This is a genomic window from Bacillus sp. JST-5, from assembly GCF_057747715.1.
The window spans coordinates 84,419-99,254 of the sequence record NZ_JBYLHW010000004.1 but is presented as its reverse complement, the minus strand read 5'-3'; the positions used below and the strand labels follow the sequence as shown (position 1 = coordinate 99,254).

General features: G+C 35.7%; 13 protein-coding genes. 12 read left to right on the top strand and 1 reads right to left on the bottom strand.

Annotated elements, in window-relative coordinates; genetic code table 11:
- Positions 1-181: 181 nt before the first annotated feature.
- The gene (rpmB, locus tag AC3ASS_RS02345; protein WP_488281896.1) at positions 182-370 is read right to left on the bottom strand and encodes a 50S ribosomal protein L28; all 189 of its coding nucleotides are present in this window, start codon (positions 368-370) and stop codon (positions 182-184) included.
- A 247-nt stretch (positions 371-617) separates the two neighbouring features.
- Here rpmB and AC3ASS_RS02340 point away from each other — a divergent pair, with 247 nt between their 5' ends.
- The 12 genes from AC3ASS_RS02340 (at position 618) to smc (ending at position 14,833) form a co-directional block, all read left to right on the top strand.
- On the top strand, positions 618-980 hold the full coding sequence (locus AC3ASS_RS02340; protein ID WP_488281895.1) for an Asp23/Gls24 family envelope stress response protein: 363 nt from the start codon (positions 618-620) through the stop codon (positions 978-980).
- Between the two features lie 15 nt (positions 981-995).
- Positions 996-2,666: a DAK2 domain-containing protein gene (locus tag AC3ASS_RS02335; RefSeq protein ID WP_488281894.1), complete on the top strand. Its 1,671-nt coding sequence runs from the start codon at positions 996-998 to the stop codon at positions 2,664-2,666.
- 80 nt (positions 2,667-2,746) lie between these two features.
- A complete protein-coding gene (sdaAB, locus tag AC3ASS_RS02330) occupies positions 2,747-3,409 on the top strand; it encodes an L-serine ammonia-lyase, iron-sulfur-dependent subunit beta (protein WP_488281893.1) in 663 nt (220 codons plus the stop codon).
- A 105-nt stretch (positions 3,410-3,514) separates the two neighbouring features.
- Positions 3,515-4,357: an L-serine ammonia-lyase, iron-sulfur-dependent, subunit alpha gene (gene sdaAA / locus AC3ASS_RS02325; protein ID WP_488281900.1), complete on the top strand. Its 843-nt coding sequence runs from the start codon at positions 3,515-3,517 to the stop codon at positions 4,355-4,357.
- Positions 4,347-6,395 (top strand): ATP-dependent DNA helicase RecG, encoded by a 2,049-nt coding sequence (gene recG / locus AC3ASS_RS02320; RefSeq protein ID WP_488281892.1) that lies wholly within the window; start codon positions 4,347-4,349, stop codon positions 6,393-6,395. Before sdaAA ends, recG begins: the two co-directional genes overlap by 11 nt.
- Positions 6,396-6,479: 84 nt before the next feature.
- Positions 6,480-7,073, top strand: a complete 594-nt coding sequence (gene fapR, locus AC3ASS_RS02315) for a transcription factor FapR (RefSeq protein WP_488281891.1) — start codon at positions 6,480-6,482, stop codon at positions 7,071-7,073.
- On the top strand, positions 7,057-8,055 hold the full coding sequence (plsX, locus tag AC3ASS_RS02310; protein ID WP_488281890.1) for a phosphate acyltransferase PlsX: 999 nt from the start codon (positions 7,057-7,059) through the stop codon (positions 8,053-8,055). Before fapR ends, plsX begins: the two co-directional genes overlap by 17 nt.
- A 12-nt stretch (positions 8,056-8,067) precedes the next feature.
- Positions 8,068-9,009, top strand: a complete 942-nt coding sequence (gene fabD, locus AC3ASS_RS02305) for an ACP S-malonyltransferase (RefSeq protein ID WP_488281889.1) — start codon at positions 8,068-8,070, stop codon at positions 9,007-9,009.
- Between the two features lie 2 nt (positions 9,010-9,011).
- Positions 9,012-9,755, top strand: a complete 744-nt coding sequence (gene fabG, locus AC3ASS_RS02300) for a 3-oxoacyl-[acyl-carrier-protein] reductase (protein WP_488281888.1) — start codon at positions 9,012-9,014, stop codon at positions 9,753-9,755.
- A gap of 85 nt (positions 9,756-9,840) precedes the next feature.
- Entirely contained in the window at positions 9,841-10,074 is a 234-nt protein-coding gene (locus AC3ASS_RS02295) for an acyl carrier protein (RefSeq protein WP_488281887.1), read from the top strand.
- A 410-nt stretch (positions 10,075-10,484) separates the two neighbouring features.
- Positions 10,485-11,249 (top strand): ribonuclease III, encoded by a 765-nt coding sequence (gene rnc, locus AC3ASS_RS02290; protein ID WP_488281886.1) that lies wholly within the window; start codon positions 10,485-10,487, stop codon positions 11,247-11,249.
- A gap of 20 nt (positions 11,250-11,269) precedes the next feature.
- A complete protein-coding gene (smc, locus tag AC3ASS_RS02285; RefSeq protein WP_488281885.1) occupies positions 11,270-14,833 on the top strand; it encodes a chromosome segregation protein SMC in 3,564 nt (1,187 codons plus the stop codon).
- Positions 14,834-14,836: the final 3 nt, after the last annotated feature.

Here is a 14,836-nt window from a genome sequence, read left to right as displayed (position 1 = left end):
AAATACAAAAGCAAGTGGAGAAAAACGAGTCGTTTTTCTCCACTTGCTTCATTATTAGGGACTTATCGGACAGCCCCTTTCTTTTATTTATCTCATGGAAATGACATATGTTTATAGAGAATAGGTGAAACTAAATAAAAGTAAAAAGACATCTATAGAACATAGATGTCTGATTCAAACATTATACACGTTCAACTTTACCTGATTTTAACGCACGTGCTGAAACGTAAACACGTTTAGGTTTACCATTAACAAGAATACGAACTTTTTGAAGGTTCGCACCCCACTTACGCTTGCTTGCATTCATAGCGTGAGAACGTGAATTACCGAAGCTTGTTTTTTTACCAGTAACTACACATTTACGTGGCATATATGACTCCCTCCTCACTGCCAAACTAAAGGATTGCATGATTCTTTCATTATCCAATCAGATACTTTAATAATTTATCATACTAACTATAAGAATGCAACTATCGTTTTTATTGGTTTAAAGAAAAAATACTTGACATCTATTTCGGTTCATTGCTTCAATAGGAAAGGGGACTTATCTTTTAAAAAAAGTTCTATTATAGTAAAATGTGTTTAGCTTCTAAAAAGCTATAAAGGGGGAAAAGTAAATGTCCATTGAATTAAAAACTAAGCACGGACATATTGAAATTTCCAATGATGTTATAGCTGCAATTGCAGGTGGAGCTGCAGTTGATTGCTACGGAATAGTTGGAATGGCGTCTAAAAATCAACTGAAAGATGGATTATCTGAAATTTTAAGAAGAGAAAACTTCTCTAAAGGAGTAGTTGTACGTCAGGAAAACGATGATCTACATATCGATATGTACATTATTGTCAGCTACGGAACGAAAATTTCTGAAGTAGCACATAATGTTCAATCAAAAGTGAAATATACGTTAAATAAAACACTTGGCTTATCTGTAGAATCTGTTAATATATATGTTCATGGAGTTCGAGTTGTGAACCCTTAATAAGGAGGAAAGATTGTGGCTATTACAGTATTAGACGGAAAACGTTTCGCAGAAATGGTGATTCAAGGTGCCAATCATTTAGCAGCAAATGCAAAAGCAGTCGATGCGTTAAACGTTTTTCCTGTACCTGATGGAGATACGGGAACGAATATGAATCTTTCTATGACATCAGGTGCAAAAGAAGTGAAACAACATGTACAAGAGCATATTGGAAAAGTGAGCAGTGCTTTATCGAAAGGACTGTTGATGGGCGCAAGAGGGAACTCAGGCGTTATTTTATCTCAATTATTCCGTGGATTTGCAAAAGCAATAGAAGCTAAACCTACATTAACGGCCCAAGAATTTGCCAATGCCCTTCAAGCTGGGGTGGATACGGCATATAAAGCGGTAATGAAGCCAGTAGAAGGTACGATTTTAACGGTTGCAAAAGATGCAGCGAAAAAAGGAATCGAAACAGCTAAACGTAATAAAGATATTACGGTTGTCATGGAAGAAGTTTTAAAAGAAGCGAAAGCATCGTTGCAACGTACCCCGGAACTTCTTCCTGTACTAAAAGAAGTTGGTGTCGTAGACAGTGGTGGTCAAGGACTCGTTTATGTCTATGAAGGGTTTTTATCTGTATTAAAGGGAGAAAAGCTACCTGCATCTACGGAACCATTAAATTTAGAAGATATGGTGAAAGCAGAACATCATAAAAATGTTCAAAGCCATATGAGTACGGAAGATATAGTTTATGGATATTGTACGGAATTTATGGTGAAATTTGAGAAAGAAAAATTGCGTAATCATCCGTTTTCCGAAGAAAAATTCCGTCAAGATTTAAGCCAATATGGTGATTCGTTATTAGTAATAGCGGATGATGAAATTGTGAAGGTACATATCCATTCTGAACAGCCTGGTGAAGTTTTAACATACGGGCAAAGATATGGTAGCCTAATTAATATGAAAATTGAAAACATGCGTGAACAACATTCCAGCTTAGTTGGTGAAACCTCTCCGTTAAAAACGGAAGAAAAAACAAAAGAAAAGCAACCATACGGTATCGTTACGATTGCGATGGGAAGTGGAATTGCAGATTTATTTACAAGTATAGGTGCACAAAAAGTTATTGAAGGCGGACAAACGATGAACCCGAGCACGGAAGATATCGTTAAGGCTATTGAAGAGGTTCATGCGGAAACAGTTTTTGTATTACCGAATAATAAAAATATTATTATGGCAGCTGAGCAAGCTGTAGAATTAGCGACATGTAAAGTTATTGTCATTCCTACAAAAACCATTCCACAAGGTATAAGTGCATTACTTGCTTTTAATCCTTCTATTCTTCCGGAAGAAAATGAAGAAAACATGAAGGAAGCAATGAATCATGTGAAAACAGGTCAAATTACCTTTGCCGTAAGAGATACGAATATTGATGGAATGACCATTGAAAAAGGCGACTTTATGGGTATCGCTGAAGGCAAGATCGTAATAAAAAATAAAGAAATGGTTCTAGCTGCGAAGGAATTACTTCAAAACCTTATCGATGATGATACGGAAATAGTAACCATTTTAAAAGGTGAAGATGCATCTGAAGAAGATGTCGACCATATTGTTTCATTTGTAGAAGAAAATTATCAATTTGTGGAAATTGAAGTCCATGATGGAAAACAGCCTTTATATGCGTTCATTTTTTCGATAGAATAGAGTTAAGTGAAAATAGAAGGGTTTAACCCTTCTATTTCATTGTAAACGTTTTTTTTATTTTTCCTTAAGGGGAGATGAAGATGAAATATAAAAGCGTTTTTGATATTATCGGACCGATAATGATTGGTCCATCAAGTTCTCATACCGCGGGTGCAGCAAGAATTGGAAGAGTCGCAAGAGAGTTATTCGGCCGTGAGCCGAAATGGGCAAATGTATATCTTTACGGATCTTTTGCTAAAACATATAAAGGTCATGGTACAGATGTTGCAATCGTAGGTGGACTGTTAGATTTCGATACGTTTGATGAACGAATTAAAGATTCCTTAAATATTGCCAATCAAAAAGGAATGAAAATTGAATTCTTTGAAGAAGATGCCATCACTGAACATCCAAATACCGCTCGTATTCATCTTGGTGATGACCAAGGGGATTTAGAATTAGTTGGCATCTCGATTGGTGGCGGAAAAATTGAAATTATTGAATTAAATGGTTTTGAATTAAAACTGTCCGGACACCACCCTGCCATTCTTGTTGTTCATAATGACCGATTTGGTACGATTGCCAATGTTTCAAATATCCTAGCAAAATATGAGATTAATATTGGTCATATGGAAGTATCTAGAAAAGAAAAAGGAAAAATTGCACTTATGGTCATTGAAGTTGATCAAAATATTGATCAGCATGTTATAGATGAAATTATTAAACTACCGAATATTTTACAAGTAACAAAAATTGTTGATTGAGTACGTAGTGCTTTTTTCATACACTAATGGTGAAGGAGGGAAATCCGAGTGAATATTTTATTTAGAAACGTTGCTGAACTTGTAGAATTAGCAGAAACGAAAAAAATGAAAATTGCTCATATTATGGTTGAGCAAGAAATGTTAGTAACAGGGAAAAGTAAAGAAGAAATATATGAGCAAATGGATCGAAATTTAACTGTGATGGAGCAAGCAGTCGAACGAGGATTAAATGGTGTCAAGTCTCATTCCGGTTTAACGGGAGGAGATGCGGTACTATTACAAAAATATATTGAAAAAGGTAACTTCTTATCAGGTGAATTATTACTTGACGCTGTAAGTAAAGCGGTTGCAACAAATGAGGTAAACGCTGCAATGGGAACCATTTGCGCTACCCCAACGGCTGGGTCTGCAGGAGTAGTTCCAGGAACGCTTTTTGCGGTAAAAAATAAATTGAATCCAACACGTGAGCAAATGATTGATTTTCTATTCACTTCCGGAGCATTTGGTTTTGTTGTCGCCAATAATGCATCCATTTCTGGAGCAGCAGGGGGATGTCAAGCAGAGGTTGGATCTGCAGCGGGTATGGCTGCTGCAGCAATTGTAGAGATGGCTGGAGGAACACCTAGACAATGTGCTGAAGCGATGGCAATCACATTAAAAAACATGCTGGGACTAGTATGTGATCCTGTTGCCGGGCTTGTTGAAGTTCCTTGTGTAAAAAGAAATGCGATGGGTGCGGCAAACGCAATGGTTGCTGCGGATATGGCACTTGCAGGAATTTCAAGTCGTATTCCATGCGATGAAGTCATTGAAGCAATGTTTAGAATTGGACAATCAATGCCTGTAGCATTAAAAGAAACTGCACAAGGAGGGTTAGCGGCAACTCCGACTGGCCGAGAACTGGAGGCAAAAATATTCGGAATTCCGCTTACGAAAAGTGAAGCCTAGTATTTATGATTCAGTCACGGTGATTAAAGGTATTGGCGAAGAAAATGGACAAAAGTTAGCAGACATGAATATTTTTTCTGTATATGATCTCCTTATGCACTTGCCATACCGTTATGAAGACTATTCATTACGAGATTTAGCCGAAGCACAACATGATGAGAAGGTTACTGTTGAAGGGAAAATCCACAGTGAGCCTTCTCTTGTTTATTACAATCGAAAAAAATCACGGTTAACAGTACGAGTGTTAGTTGACCGATATTTAATTACAGCTGTTTTTTTTAATCAGCCATATGTAAAAAACAAACTTCAAATAAACGACATAATTACCATAACTGGAAAATGGAATAAACATCGACAGCAAATAACGGTAAATGAATGGAAAATTGGGGTTCATAACCAACAACAAAGAATTGAACCGATATATTCTGTTAAAAGCAATTTATCAACAAAAACAATGCGTCGTTTTATTTATATGGCAATGAAACAATTTGGACAAGAGATTGAAGAAAACTTACCAGTTTCCTTAAGAGAGAGATATCGTCTCGTTACAAAAAAAGATGCCCTTCGCATGCTACATTTTCCATCCAATCCTTATGATTTGAAACAAGGGAGAAGAAGACTTGTCTATGAAGAATTTTTGCTGTTTCAACTAAAAATGCAAGCGTTGCGAAAGTTTGAGCGAGAACTTTCTAAAGGGGTTATGATGAAGTTTGAAGAAGAGAAAGTTCAACAATTCATCCAGTCTCTTCCGTTTGAATTGACGGATGCCCAACAGAAGGTAGTTAAAGAAATATTAACAGATTTGTCATCGCCTTATCGGATGAATCGTCTTTTACAAGGGGATGTTGGTTCTGGGAAAACAGTAGTTGCTGCCATAGCGTTATTTGCATCCTATACAGCTGGGTATCAAGGAGCTTTAATGGTGCCAACAGAAATTTTAGCAGAGCAACATGCAGAATCTTTGTTTCAATTGCTTGAACCATTCGGCATACATGTGGCTTTGTTAACGAGCTCTGTAAAAGGTAAAAAGCGAAAAGAAATACTCGAACGTTTAGAAAATGGTTTGATCGACGTGATCATTGGTACACATTCATTAATCCAAGATGATGTACATTTTTCTAATCTTGGACTAGTCATTACCGATGAACAACATCGCTTTGGAGTAGAGCAAAGAAGAGTATTACGAGAAAAAGGGATCAATCCTAATACGTTGTTTATGACTGCAACACCAATTCCAAGAACATTAGCCATAACCGTATTTGGTGAAATGGATGTTTCCATTATTAATCAAATGCCAAAAGGTAGGAAACCGGTGAAAACGTATTGGGCGAAACATGAGATGTTAGAGCGAGTTCTTGCTTTTATGGAGAAAGAGTTAGAAAAAGGAAGACAAGCCTATGTCATATGTCCGTTAATAGAAGAATCGGAAAAATTAGATGTGCAAAATGCGATAGACGTTTATACGATGCTCGTTCAACATTTTCAAAAAAGATATTCGATTGGCATAATGCACGGGCGTTTGCATCCAGATGAAAAAGAAGAAGTGATGAAAGCTTTTAGTGAAAATAACGTTCAAGTTTTAGTTTCCACTACTGTTGTAGAAGTGGGAGTAAATGTACCGAATGCAACCTTTATGCTTATATATGATGCCGATCGTTTTGGACTAGCTCAATTACATCAGCTTCGAGGACGTGTAGGAAGAGGGCAAGAACAATCATATTGTATTTTACTTGCGGATCCGAAATCTGAAATAGGTAAAGAACGAATGAGGATTATGACTGAGACGAATGATGGATTTGAATTGAGTGAACGTGATTTAGAATTAAGGGGTCCTGGTGACTTTTTTGGTAAAAAACAAAGCGGACTTCCGGAATTCAAAATAGCCGATATGGTTCATGACTATCGCGCTTTAGAAACAGCTAGACAAGATGCTGCTATTCTCATTCAATCAGAGGCATTTTGGAAAGATGAGCAATATCGCTTCCTTCGTAAAGAGTTGGAACAATCGAATATTATTCATGGTGAAAAATTAGATTAAAGAATGCAAACTATTGCATTCTTTTTTTTGTTTTTATATACTACTATTAGTACCTAGTCATAATAGTTGAATGGTGTGAATCAAATGCGAAGAAGTAAAAAAGAAAGGCAAGCGTTATTAAAGCAGAAGATTGAGGAAAATCCATTTATTACGGATGAAGAACTTGCCGATAAGTTTGGAGTTAGTATTCAAACAATTCGCCTTGATCGATTGGAGCTATCAATCCCAGAATTAAGAGAACGAATTAAACATGTGGCGCAAACCAATTTTGCCGAGCAAGTTCGTTCACTTCCAATCGATGAGGTAGTTGGTGAAATTATAGATATCGAATTAGATAAAAGCGCCATATCGCTTTTTGAAGTAAGACAAGAACACGTATTTAAAAGAAATCAAATTGCACGGGGTCATCACTTATTTGCTCAAGCGAATTCATTAGCCGTGGCTGTTATCAATGATGAATTGGCTTTAACAGCCAAGGCTAATATTTTGTTTACACGTCAAGTTCGTCAAGGTGAACGAGTAATAGCTAAAGCGAAAGTTATTCATCACGAAAAAGAAAAGAATCGCACAATTGTTCAAGTTGAAAGTTTCGTTGGACAAGAGCTCGTTTTTAAGGGAGAATTCCATATGTATAGAAACTCTACAGTAAAGGATGAAAGTAATGAAAATAGCAATTGATGCAATGGGAGGAGACCATGCACCTGTTGAAATTGTTAAAGGTGCAATAAGAGCGGTGGATCAATTTAAAGACCTAGAAATACTATTAGTTGGTGATGAAAAACAAATGACTCCACTGCTAACAAAAAACGAAAGAATATCCATTTTACATACAGAAGAAGTTATTAAAAGTGATGATGATCCTGTTTTTGCGGTGCGAAGAAAGAAGCAATCATCCATGGTTTTAGCAGCGAAAGAAACTGCCGAAGGGCGCGCAGATGCTTGTATTTCTGCCGGGAATACAGGTGCACTTATGACTTCAGGTTTATTTGTAGTTGGGAGAATAAAAGGGATTGAACGTCCGGCATTAGCACCAACTCTTCCTACCATCGATGGAAGCGGATTTTTGTTGTTAGATGTTGGTGCCAATAGCGATGCAAAACCAATTCATCTCGTTCAAAACGCCATCATGGGATCAATTTATTGGGAAAAGGTTCGTGGAAAAGCCAATCCTACAGTAGGATTACTAAATATCGGAACAGAAGAAAATAAAGGGAACGAATTAACGAAACAAGCATATGATTTATTAAAAGAAACGAATATTAATTTTATTGGAAATGTTGAAGCAAGGGATCTTTTAAGCGGAGTTGCCGACGTCGTTGTAACCGATGGATTTACAGGAAATATGGTATTAAAAACGATTGAAGGAACAGCTCTGTCATTATTTAAAATGTTAAAGGGAGCTTTAACCAGTAGTTTAAAAAGTAAGTTAGCTGCAGCTGTATTAAAGAACGATTTAACATCATTAAAAAATAAGCTCGATTATTCGGAGTATGGTGGTGCAGGTTTATTCGGATTAAAAGCACCTGTTATTAAAGCACATGGATCTAGTGATTCAACGGCGATCTTTCATGCCATTCGCCAAACAAGAGATATTGTCATGAATCAAGTTCCAGAAACAATCGCAAAATTTCTAGAATCAGAAAACGCACAAAAAGAATAAGGAGGAAAATGAATGGGGAAAATCGCTTTTCTTTTTCCTGGACAAGGCTCCCAAACGGTAGGGATGGGAAAAGAATTTTATGATCGATATGAAGAAGTTCGTTCAATCTTTGAAAAAGCTGATGAACGATTAGGAGAACCATTATCGCAATGTATTTTTGAAGGGCCACAAGAAAAATTAACGTTAACAACAAATGCTCAGCCAGCTTTATTAACAACAAGTATTGCTGTATTGCAATTAATAGAAAAAGAAGGAATTAAACCAGATTATGTTGCTGGTCATAGTTTAGGTGAATATTCAGCGTTAGTTGCAGCAGGTGCAATATCTTTTGAAGATGGAGTCTATGCGGTTAGAAAAAGAGGAGAATTCATGGAAGACGCTGTTCCTAATGGTGAAGGAACAATGGCAGCCATTCTTGGCATGGATCGTGAAAAAATTAAATTGATTACCGATGAAGTAACAAAAGAAGGACATTTAGTTCAACTCGCCAATTTAAATTGTCCTGGACAAATTGTCATTTCAGGAAAAAGAAAAGGTGTCGAAATAGCTGTTGAGCGTTTAAAAGAAAACGGTGCAAAACGTGCCGTCCTCCTTGAAGTGAGTGGACCGTTTCATTCCGAATTAATGAAACCTGCTTCTCAACATTTAGAAAAAGTATTAAATGAAATTACTATCAATGATGCGAAAGTACCGCTTATTGCCAATGTTACAGCTAAACCGGTTCAAGATGCTCATGAAATTAAAGATTTGTTAATTAAACAGCTGTATTCACCTGTGTTATGGGAAGATTCTGTACGCACATTGGTCGAACTAGGTGTTGACACATTTATCGAAATTGGTGCAGGTAAAGTTTTATCTGGTCTTGTTAAAAAAGTTGATCGTTCATTAAAAGTACATTCAGTCTACGATGAGAAAAGTTTAGCTGATTGTATCCAACAGTTGAAGGGGGAATAAGTGTGAGGTTAAATGGAAAAGTTGCGTTAGTGACTGGCGCATCACGTGGAATAGGAAGAGAAATTGCGCTCGAACTAGCTCGTGAAGGTGCCGATGTAGTGGTAAACTACGCAGGTAGCGAAGCAAAAGCAAAGGAAGTCGTTCAAGAAATTATCGCCATGGGGAGAAAATCTTTTTCTATCCAAGCGAATATTTCTTCTAGTGAAGATGTACAAAAAATGGTTGATGAAACGATTCAACAATTTGGAAAACTTGATATTTTAGTTAATAACGCAGGAATCACAAGAGACCAATTGTTAATGCGTATGAAAGAATCTGATTGGGACGATGTGATGAATACAAATTTAAAAGGTGTATTTCTCTGTACAAAAGCTGTCACACGTCAAATGATGAAACAACGTTCGGGAAGAATCATTAACATTTCTTCGATCGTCGGTTTTAGCGGAAATGCTGGACAAGCTAATTATGTGGCAGCTAAATCTGGTGTCATTGGGTTAACAAAGACAGCAGCTAGAGAACTTGCTGCAAGGGGAATTACAGTTAATGCAGTAGCACCTGGGTATATTGCCACTGATATGACGGAACAATTGCCGGAAGAGGTAAAAGCGGAAATGTTAAAACAAATACCACTTGCTAGAATCGGAGAACCAAAAGAAATAGCGAAAGTCGTTTCCTTTTTAGCATCTGATGATAGCAGCTATATTACCGGACAAACTATTCATGTCAATGGTGGTATGTATATGTAAATTCATCATCAATTCGATTTGTTGAAAGAAAATATAGCTTTCATCAAATGGATTGTCTATAATGACTTGAGGGGAGGTGATACATATGGCAGATGTATTAGAGCGTGTAACTAAAATTATAGTAGATCGTCTTGGAGTAGATGAATCTCAAGTAACAATGGAAGCAACTTTCAAAGATGATCTAGGAGCAGATTCCCTTGATGTAGTAGAACTTGTCATGGAATTAGAAGATGAGTTTGGAATGGAAATTTCAGACGATGAAGCTGAAAAAATCGTTACAGTTGGGGATGCTGTAAATTACATAAAAAGCAAAATGTAATGAATACAAGGGTGCCTAAATAGAAGGGCACCCATTTTTTCTAAGAAAGATTATTACTTCTTTTCAACGTAGTTTCATAAAATTTGTGTATAATCGGTTACATAAACGGCCATATACCTCAACAAATGGATTGAAACGAATCTTGCCACTTCTTTTTTACTTCAATGAAAAATTTGTTACCATATATGAACTCCATTGATTATTTATCGATAATAAAATTGTAACGATTAAAATGTGACGTTTCAAAAGATGAATTTTATTCTTGTATATTCAATGAAAAAACATATTTATGTACAATTTTATAAATGATATGATAGAAGGGTTATAGCGTAAATATTACTGTATCTCTTTTGGGAAAGATTCAGTTTGAATAAACTTTATTTGTAAAATGTTGTAGATGGAGGAACGTCATGAAAAAACTTAACCGTGACAGAGATAAACATTATCAATCCATAATTGACGCCAATTTTAAAAGGTTTCAAGAAAAAATTGGGATTCGCTTTAAAAATGAAGCGATATTAAAGCAAGCATTTACCCATTCATCGTATGTGAATGAGCATCGTAGAAAAAGGAAGGAAGACAATGAGCGTTTAGAATTTTTAGGAGATGCCGTTTTAGAATTACTTGTGTCCCATTATTTATATAAGACATATCCAACCATGAGTGAAGGGGATTTAACAAAACTTCGAGCTGCCGTTGTTTGTGAACCTTCTTTAGTCAAATTTGCAATGGAACTAAATTTCGGTGAACTTGTCCTTTTAGGAAAAGGAGAAGAAATGACAGGTGGAAGGACAAGACCAGCATTGTTAGCAGATGTATTCGAAGCATTTATTGGGGCGCTTTTTTTAGATCAAGGTATTGAAACGGCTCAACACTTTTTAGAAGAGATTGTCTTTCCAAAAATTAAAGAAGGTGCTTTTTCTCATGTGATGGATTTTAAATCTCAATTGCAAGAACTAATTCAAAGAGAATCGGCTGGCGTGATCGAATACGAAATATTATTGGAAACAGGTCCGGCACATAACCGAGAATTTGTTGCGAAAGTTTCTTTAAATGGTACGGAACTTGGTACAGGAAAAGGAAAATCGAAAAAAGAAGCGGAACAGCACGCTGCCCAAATGGCTTTAACACATTTAAAGTCCAATCATACATTCGGTAAAATCAATGAATCATAAGAAATGGGAGGAAAAAGAAAATGTTCCTCAAAAGATTAGATATAGTAGGTTTTAAATCCTTTGCAGAAAGAATTTCCGTAGAGTTTGTTAATGGTGTTACAGCGGTTGTTGGTCCTAATGGAAGTGGAAAAAGTAATATTACCGATGCCATCCGTTGGGTATTAGGAGAACAATCTGCTAAAAGTTTACGAGGAGCAAAAATGGAAGATATCATTTTTGCCGGAAGTGATTCGAGAAAACCGTTAAACTTTGCGGAAGTTACACTAACATTAGATAATGAAGATCATTTTTTGCCTATTGATTACAATGAGGTAAGTGTAACAAGAAGGATCTATCGTTCTGGCGAAAGTGAGTTTCTAATTAATAAACAAAGCTGTCGTCTAAAGGATATCGTTGATTTATTCATGGATTCCGGATTAGGACGGGAAGCTTTTTCAATTATCAGTCAAGGAAAAGTAGAAGAAATTTTGAATAGTAAGGCTGAAGAACGCCGATCCATTTTTGAGGAAGCAGCTGGAGTTTTGAAGTATAAAACGAGAAAAAAGAAAGCTGAAACGAAATTATTTGAAACCCAAGATAATTTAAATCGCGTTAATGATATTTTACATGAGTTGGAAAATCAACTTGAGCCATTGAAAATTCAATCATCCATAGCAAAGGAATATTTACAGAAAAAAGAAGAACTAGAACAATACGAAGTTGCTTTAATTGTTAAAGATATTGAAGATTTAAATAAACGATGGAACGAATTAAAACAAAAAATTGATTTACAAAAGGATCAAGAAGTACAGTTATTTACTTCCATCCAACAAAGAGAAGAAGAGATTGATAAGTTAAAAGTAGAAATTTCAGAGTTAGATCAACATATCACTCATCTACAAAATGTTCTTTTACATACTAGTGAAGAATTAGAGAAACTAGAAGGTCAAAAAGAAGTTTTAAAAGAGAGAAAGAAAAACGCTGGTCAAAACGAAGAACAGTTAAAGAAAAATATTGAAGAAATAAAGCAGCGTTTAGCTCGATTTACACAAGATAGAAATACATACGAAAAAGAGTTAAAAACATTACAAGATGAGAAATCAGAACTGACTTCAATTCTCAAAGAAAAAGAGAAATTACTTCAACTATTCTCCGAAGATGTGGAAGAAAAAATTGAAACACTAAAAAGCGATTATATAGAGCTTTTAAATGCAAAAGCTGGCAGTAAGAATGAGAAAAATTATATTGAACAACAACTATTACAACAAGAAGCCAAACTAGAAAAATTAGTTCATGAAAATGAAAAATTTTTAGAGGAAAGAAACGAAGTCATCACCAATAAAGAAAAAATAAATCAATCTTTAACATTATTAAGGAATGAGATCGAAGACTTAGTAGCCATTTATCGAAATGAGCAAAAAGAATTGGAATTAACTTTAAATCAATATAAAAAGTCCGAATCTGACCTATACAAAGCATACCAGTACATTCAACAAGCAAAATCGAGAAAAGAATTGTTAGAAGAAATGGAAGATGACTATGCAGGCTTTTTCCAAGGTGTTAAAGAAATTTTAAAAGCAAAAGGTGAATTATCTGGTATTGTAGGTGCTGTTGCGGAACTAATTCAAGTAAGCAAGGAATATGAAGTTGCTATTGAAATTTCTTTAGGTAATGCGATGCAGCATATTGTGGTAGAAAATGAAGCGAATGCCCGAGAAGCGATTCAGTTTTTAAAAAGACATTCCTTTGGAAGGGCAACATTCCTTCCGCTATCAGTAATGAAAGGCCGAGAAATTCCGCCTTCCGTCTTAAAATCCATTGAAAATCATCCTTCTTATGTAGGACTTGCGGTCCAGCTAATTACATTTGATTCAAAATATAATAATATTTTCAATCATTTGTTAGGAAATGTCGTTGTTGCAAAAGATTTAAAAGGTGCGAATGAACTAGCAAAGCATTTACAATATCGCTACCGAATCGTAACTTTAGAAGGTGATGTCGTCAATCCTGGTGGATCGATGACAGGTGGTGGTTCCAAACAAAAAACGAGTTCATTATTAAGTAGAAAAACAGAGCTCGAACAATTAAAAAAACAACTAGTTAATATGGAAGAAACCACGAAAAAATTAGAGGACAAAGTTAAATCATTAAAAGAAAAGGTAAAAATTCAAGAAGAAAAACTTCAACAGGTGCAAACAAAAGGTGAAGAGCTTCGCGAACAAGAACAGCAATTAAAAGATCTATTAAAAGATATCGAATGGGAAGAAAAAAATGTTAACGAAAGACTTTCATTATATGATCAAGAGAAGAAAACCCTTGATGAAGAACGTTCTCGCCTAACAGCAAGAAAACAAGAATTAGAATTGATGCTAGAAGAATATGAACAAAATATTCAGCAATTGGATTTGGAAATCAATCGTTTGTCCGAAAAGAAAACGTCGGATCAAACGGAAAAAGAATCGATTATGCAAGAAATTCAAGAATTAAAGATTTCACTTGCTAAAAAGGTTGAACAAGTCAACCATGCTGAAAATCAATTGAAACAAATCAATAAAGAAATTGAAGAAAATGAGAATCGTCTTTCCATGTATGAGAATGACCTACAACTGCTTCAACAAGAGATCGTCGAGAATGTTTCTGGTGAATCCGTTCTTGAAGAAGAAGCCAAAATTAAGGCAATGAAAAAAAATGAAACGATGGAAGCTATAAGCCAACATCGAGAGGAACGATTAACATTACAACAACAACGAGAAGATATTGAAAATGAATTAAAAGAATTAAAAAGGCTTCATAAAGGTGTTTCTGATTCTTTAAAAGATGAAGAAGTGAAACTAAACCGCATGGATGTAGAATTGGAAAATAAACTCGATCATTTACGTGAAGAATATATGATTTCTTTTGAAGCGGCAAAAGAACAATTCCCGCTTACTGTCCCTCATGAAGAGGCACGGAAAAAAGTAAAGTTAATCAAAAAGACGATTGACGAACTTGGTACCGTGAATTTAGGGGCCATTGAAGAATACGAAAGAGTTTCAGAGCGATATGAATTTTTGTTAGAACAAAAAAATGATTTACAAAATGCGAAGGACAATTTATTCCAAGTGATTGATGAAATGGATGAGGAAATGAAGAGACGTTTTGAAGAAACGTTTCAAGCGATTAGCAGTCACTTTGAATCCGTCTTCCAGTCATTGTTTGGTGGTGGACGTGCAGAATTAAAACTAACCGATCCGAATGATTTGCTTCATACAGGAGTAGAAATTGTAGCACAACCACCAGGGAAAAAGTTACAAAATTTAGGACTACTTTCCGGTGGAGAAAGAGCATTAACAGCTATAGCTTTACTATTTTCAATTTTAAAGGTGCGACCGGTTCCGTTTTGTGTTCTTGACGAAGTAGAGGCTGCATTGGATGAAGCTAATGTTGCGAGATTTAGTCAATACCTAAAAGCATTTAGTAAGGAAACCCAATTTATCGTCATCACTCATCGTAAAGGAACGATGGAAGGCGCGGACGTCTTATATGGAATTACGATGCAAGAGTCTGGTGTGTCCAAACTTGTATCAGTCCGTCTAGAAGATAAAGAAACGGTCGAACTAGTTTAATAC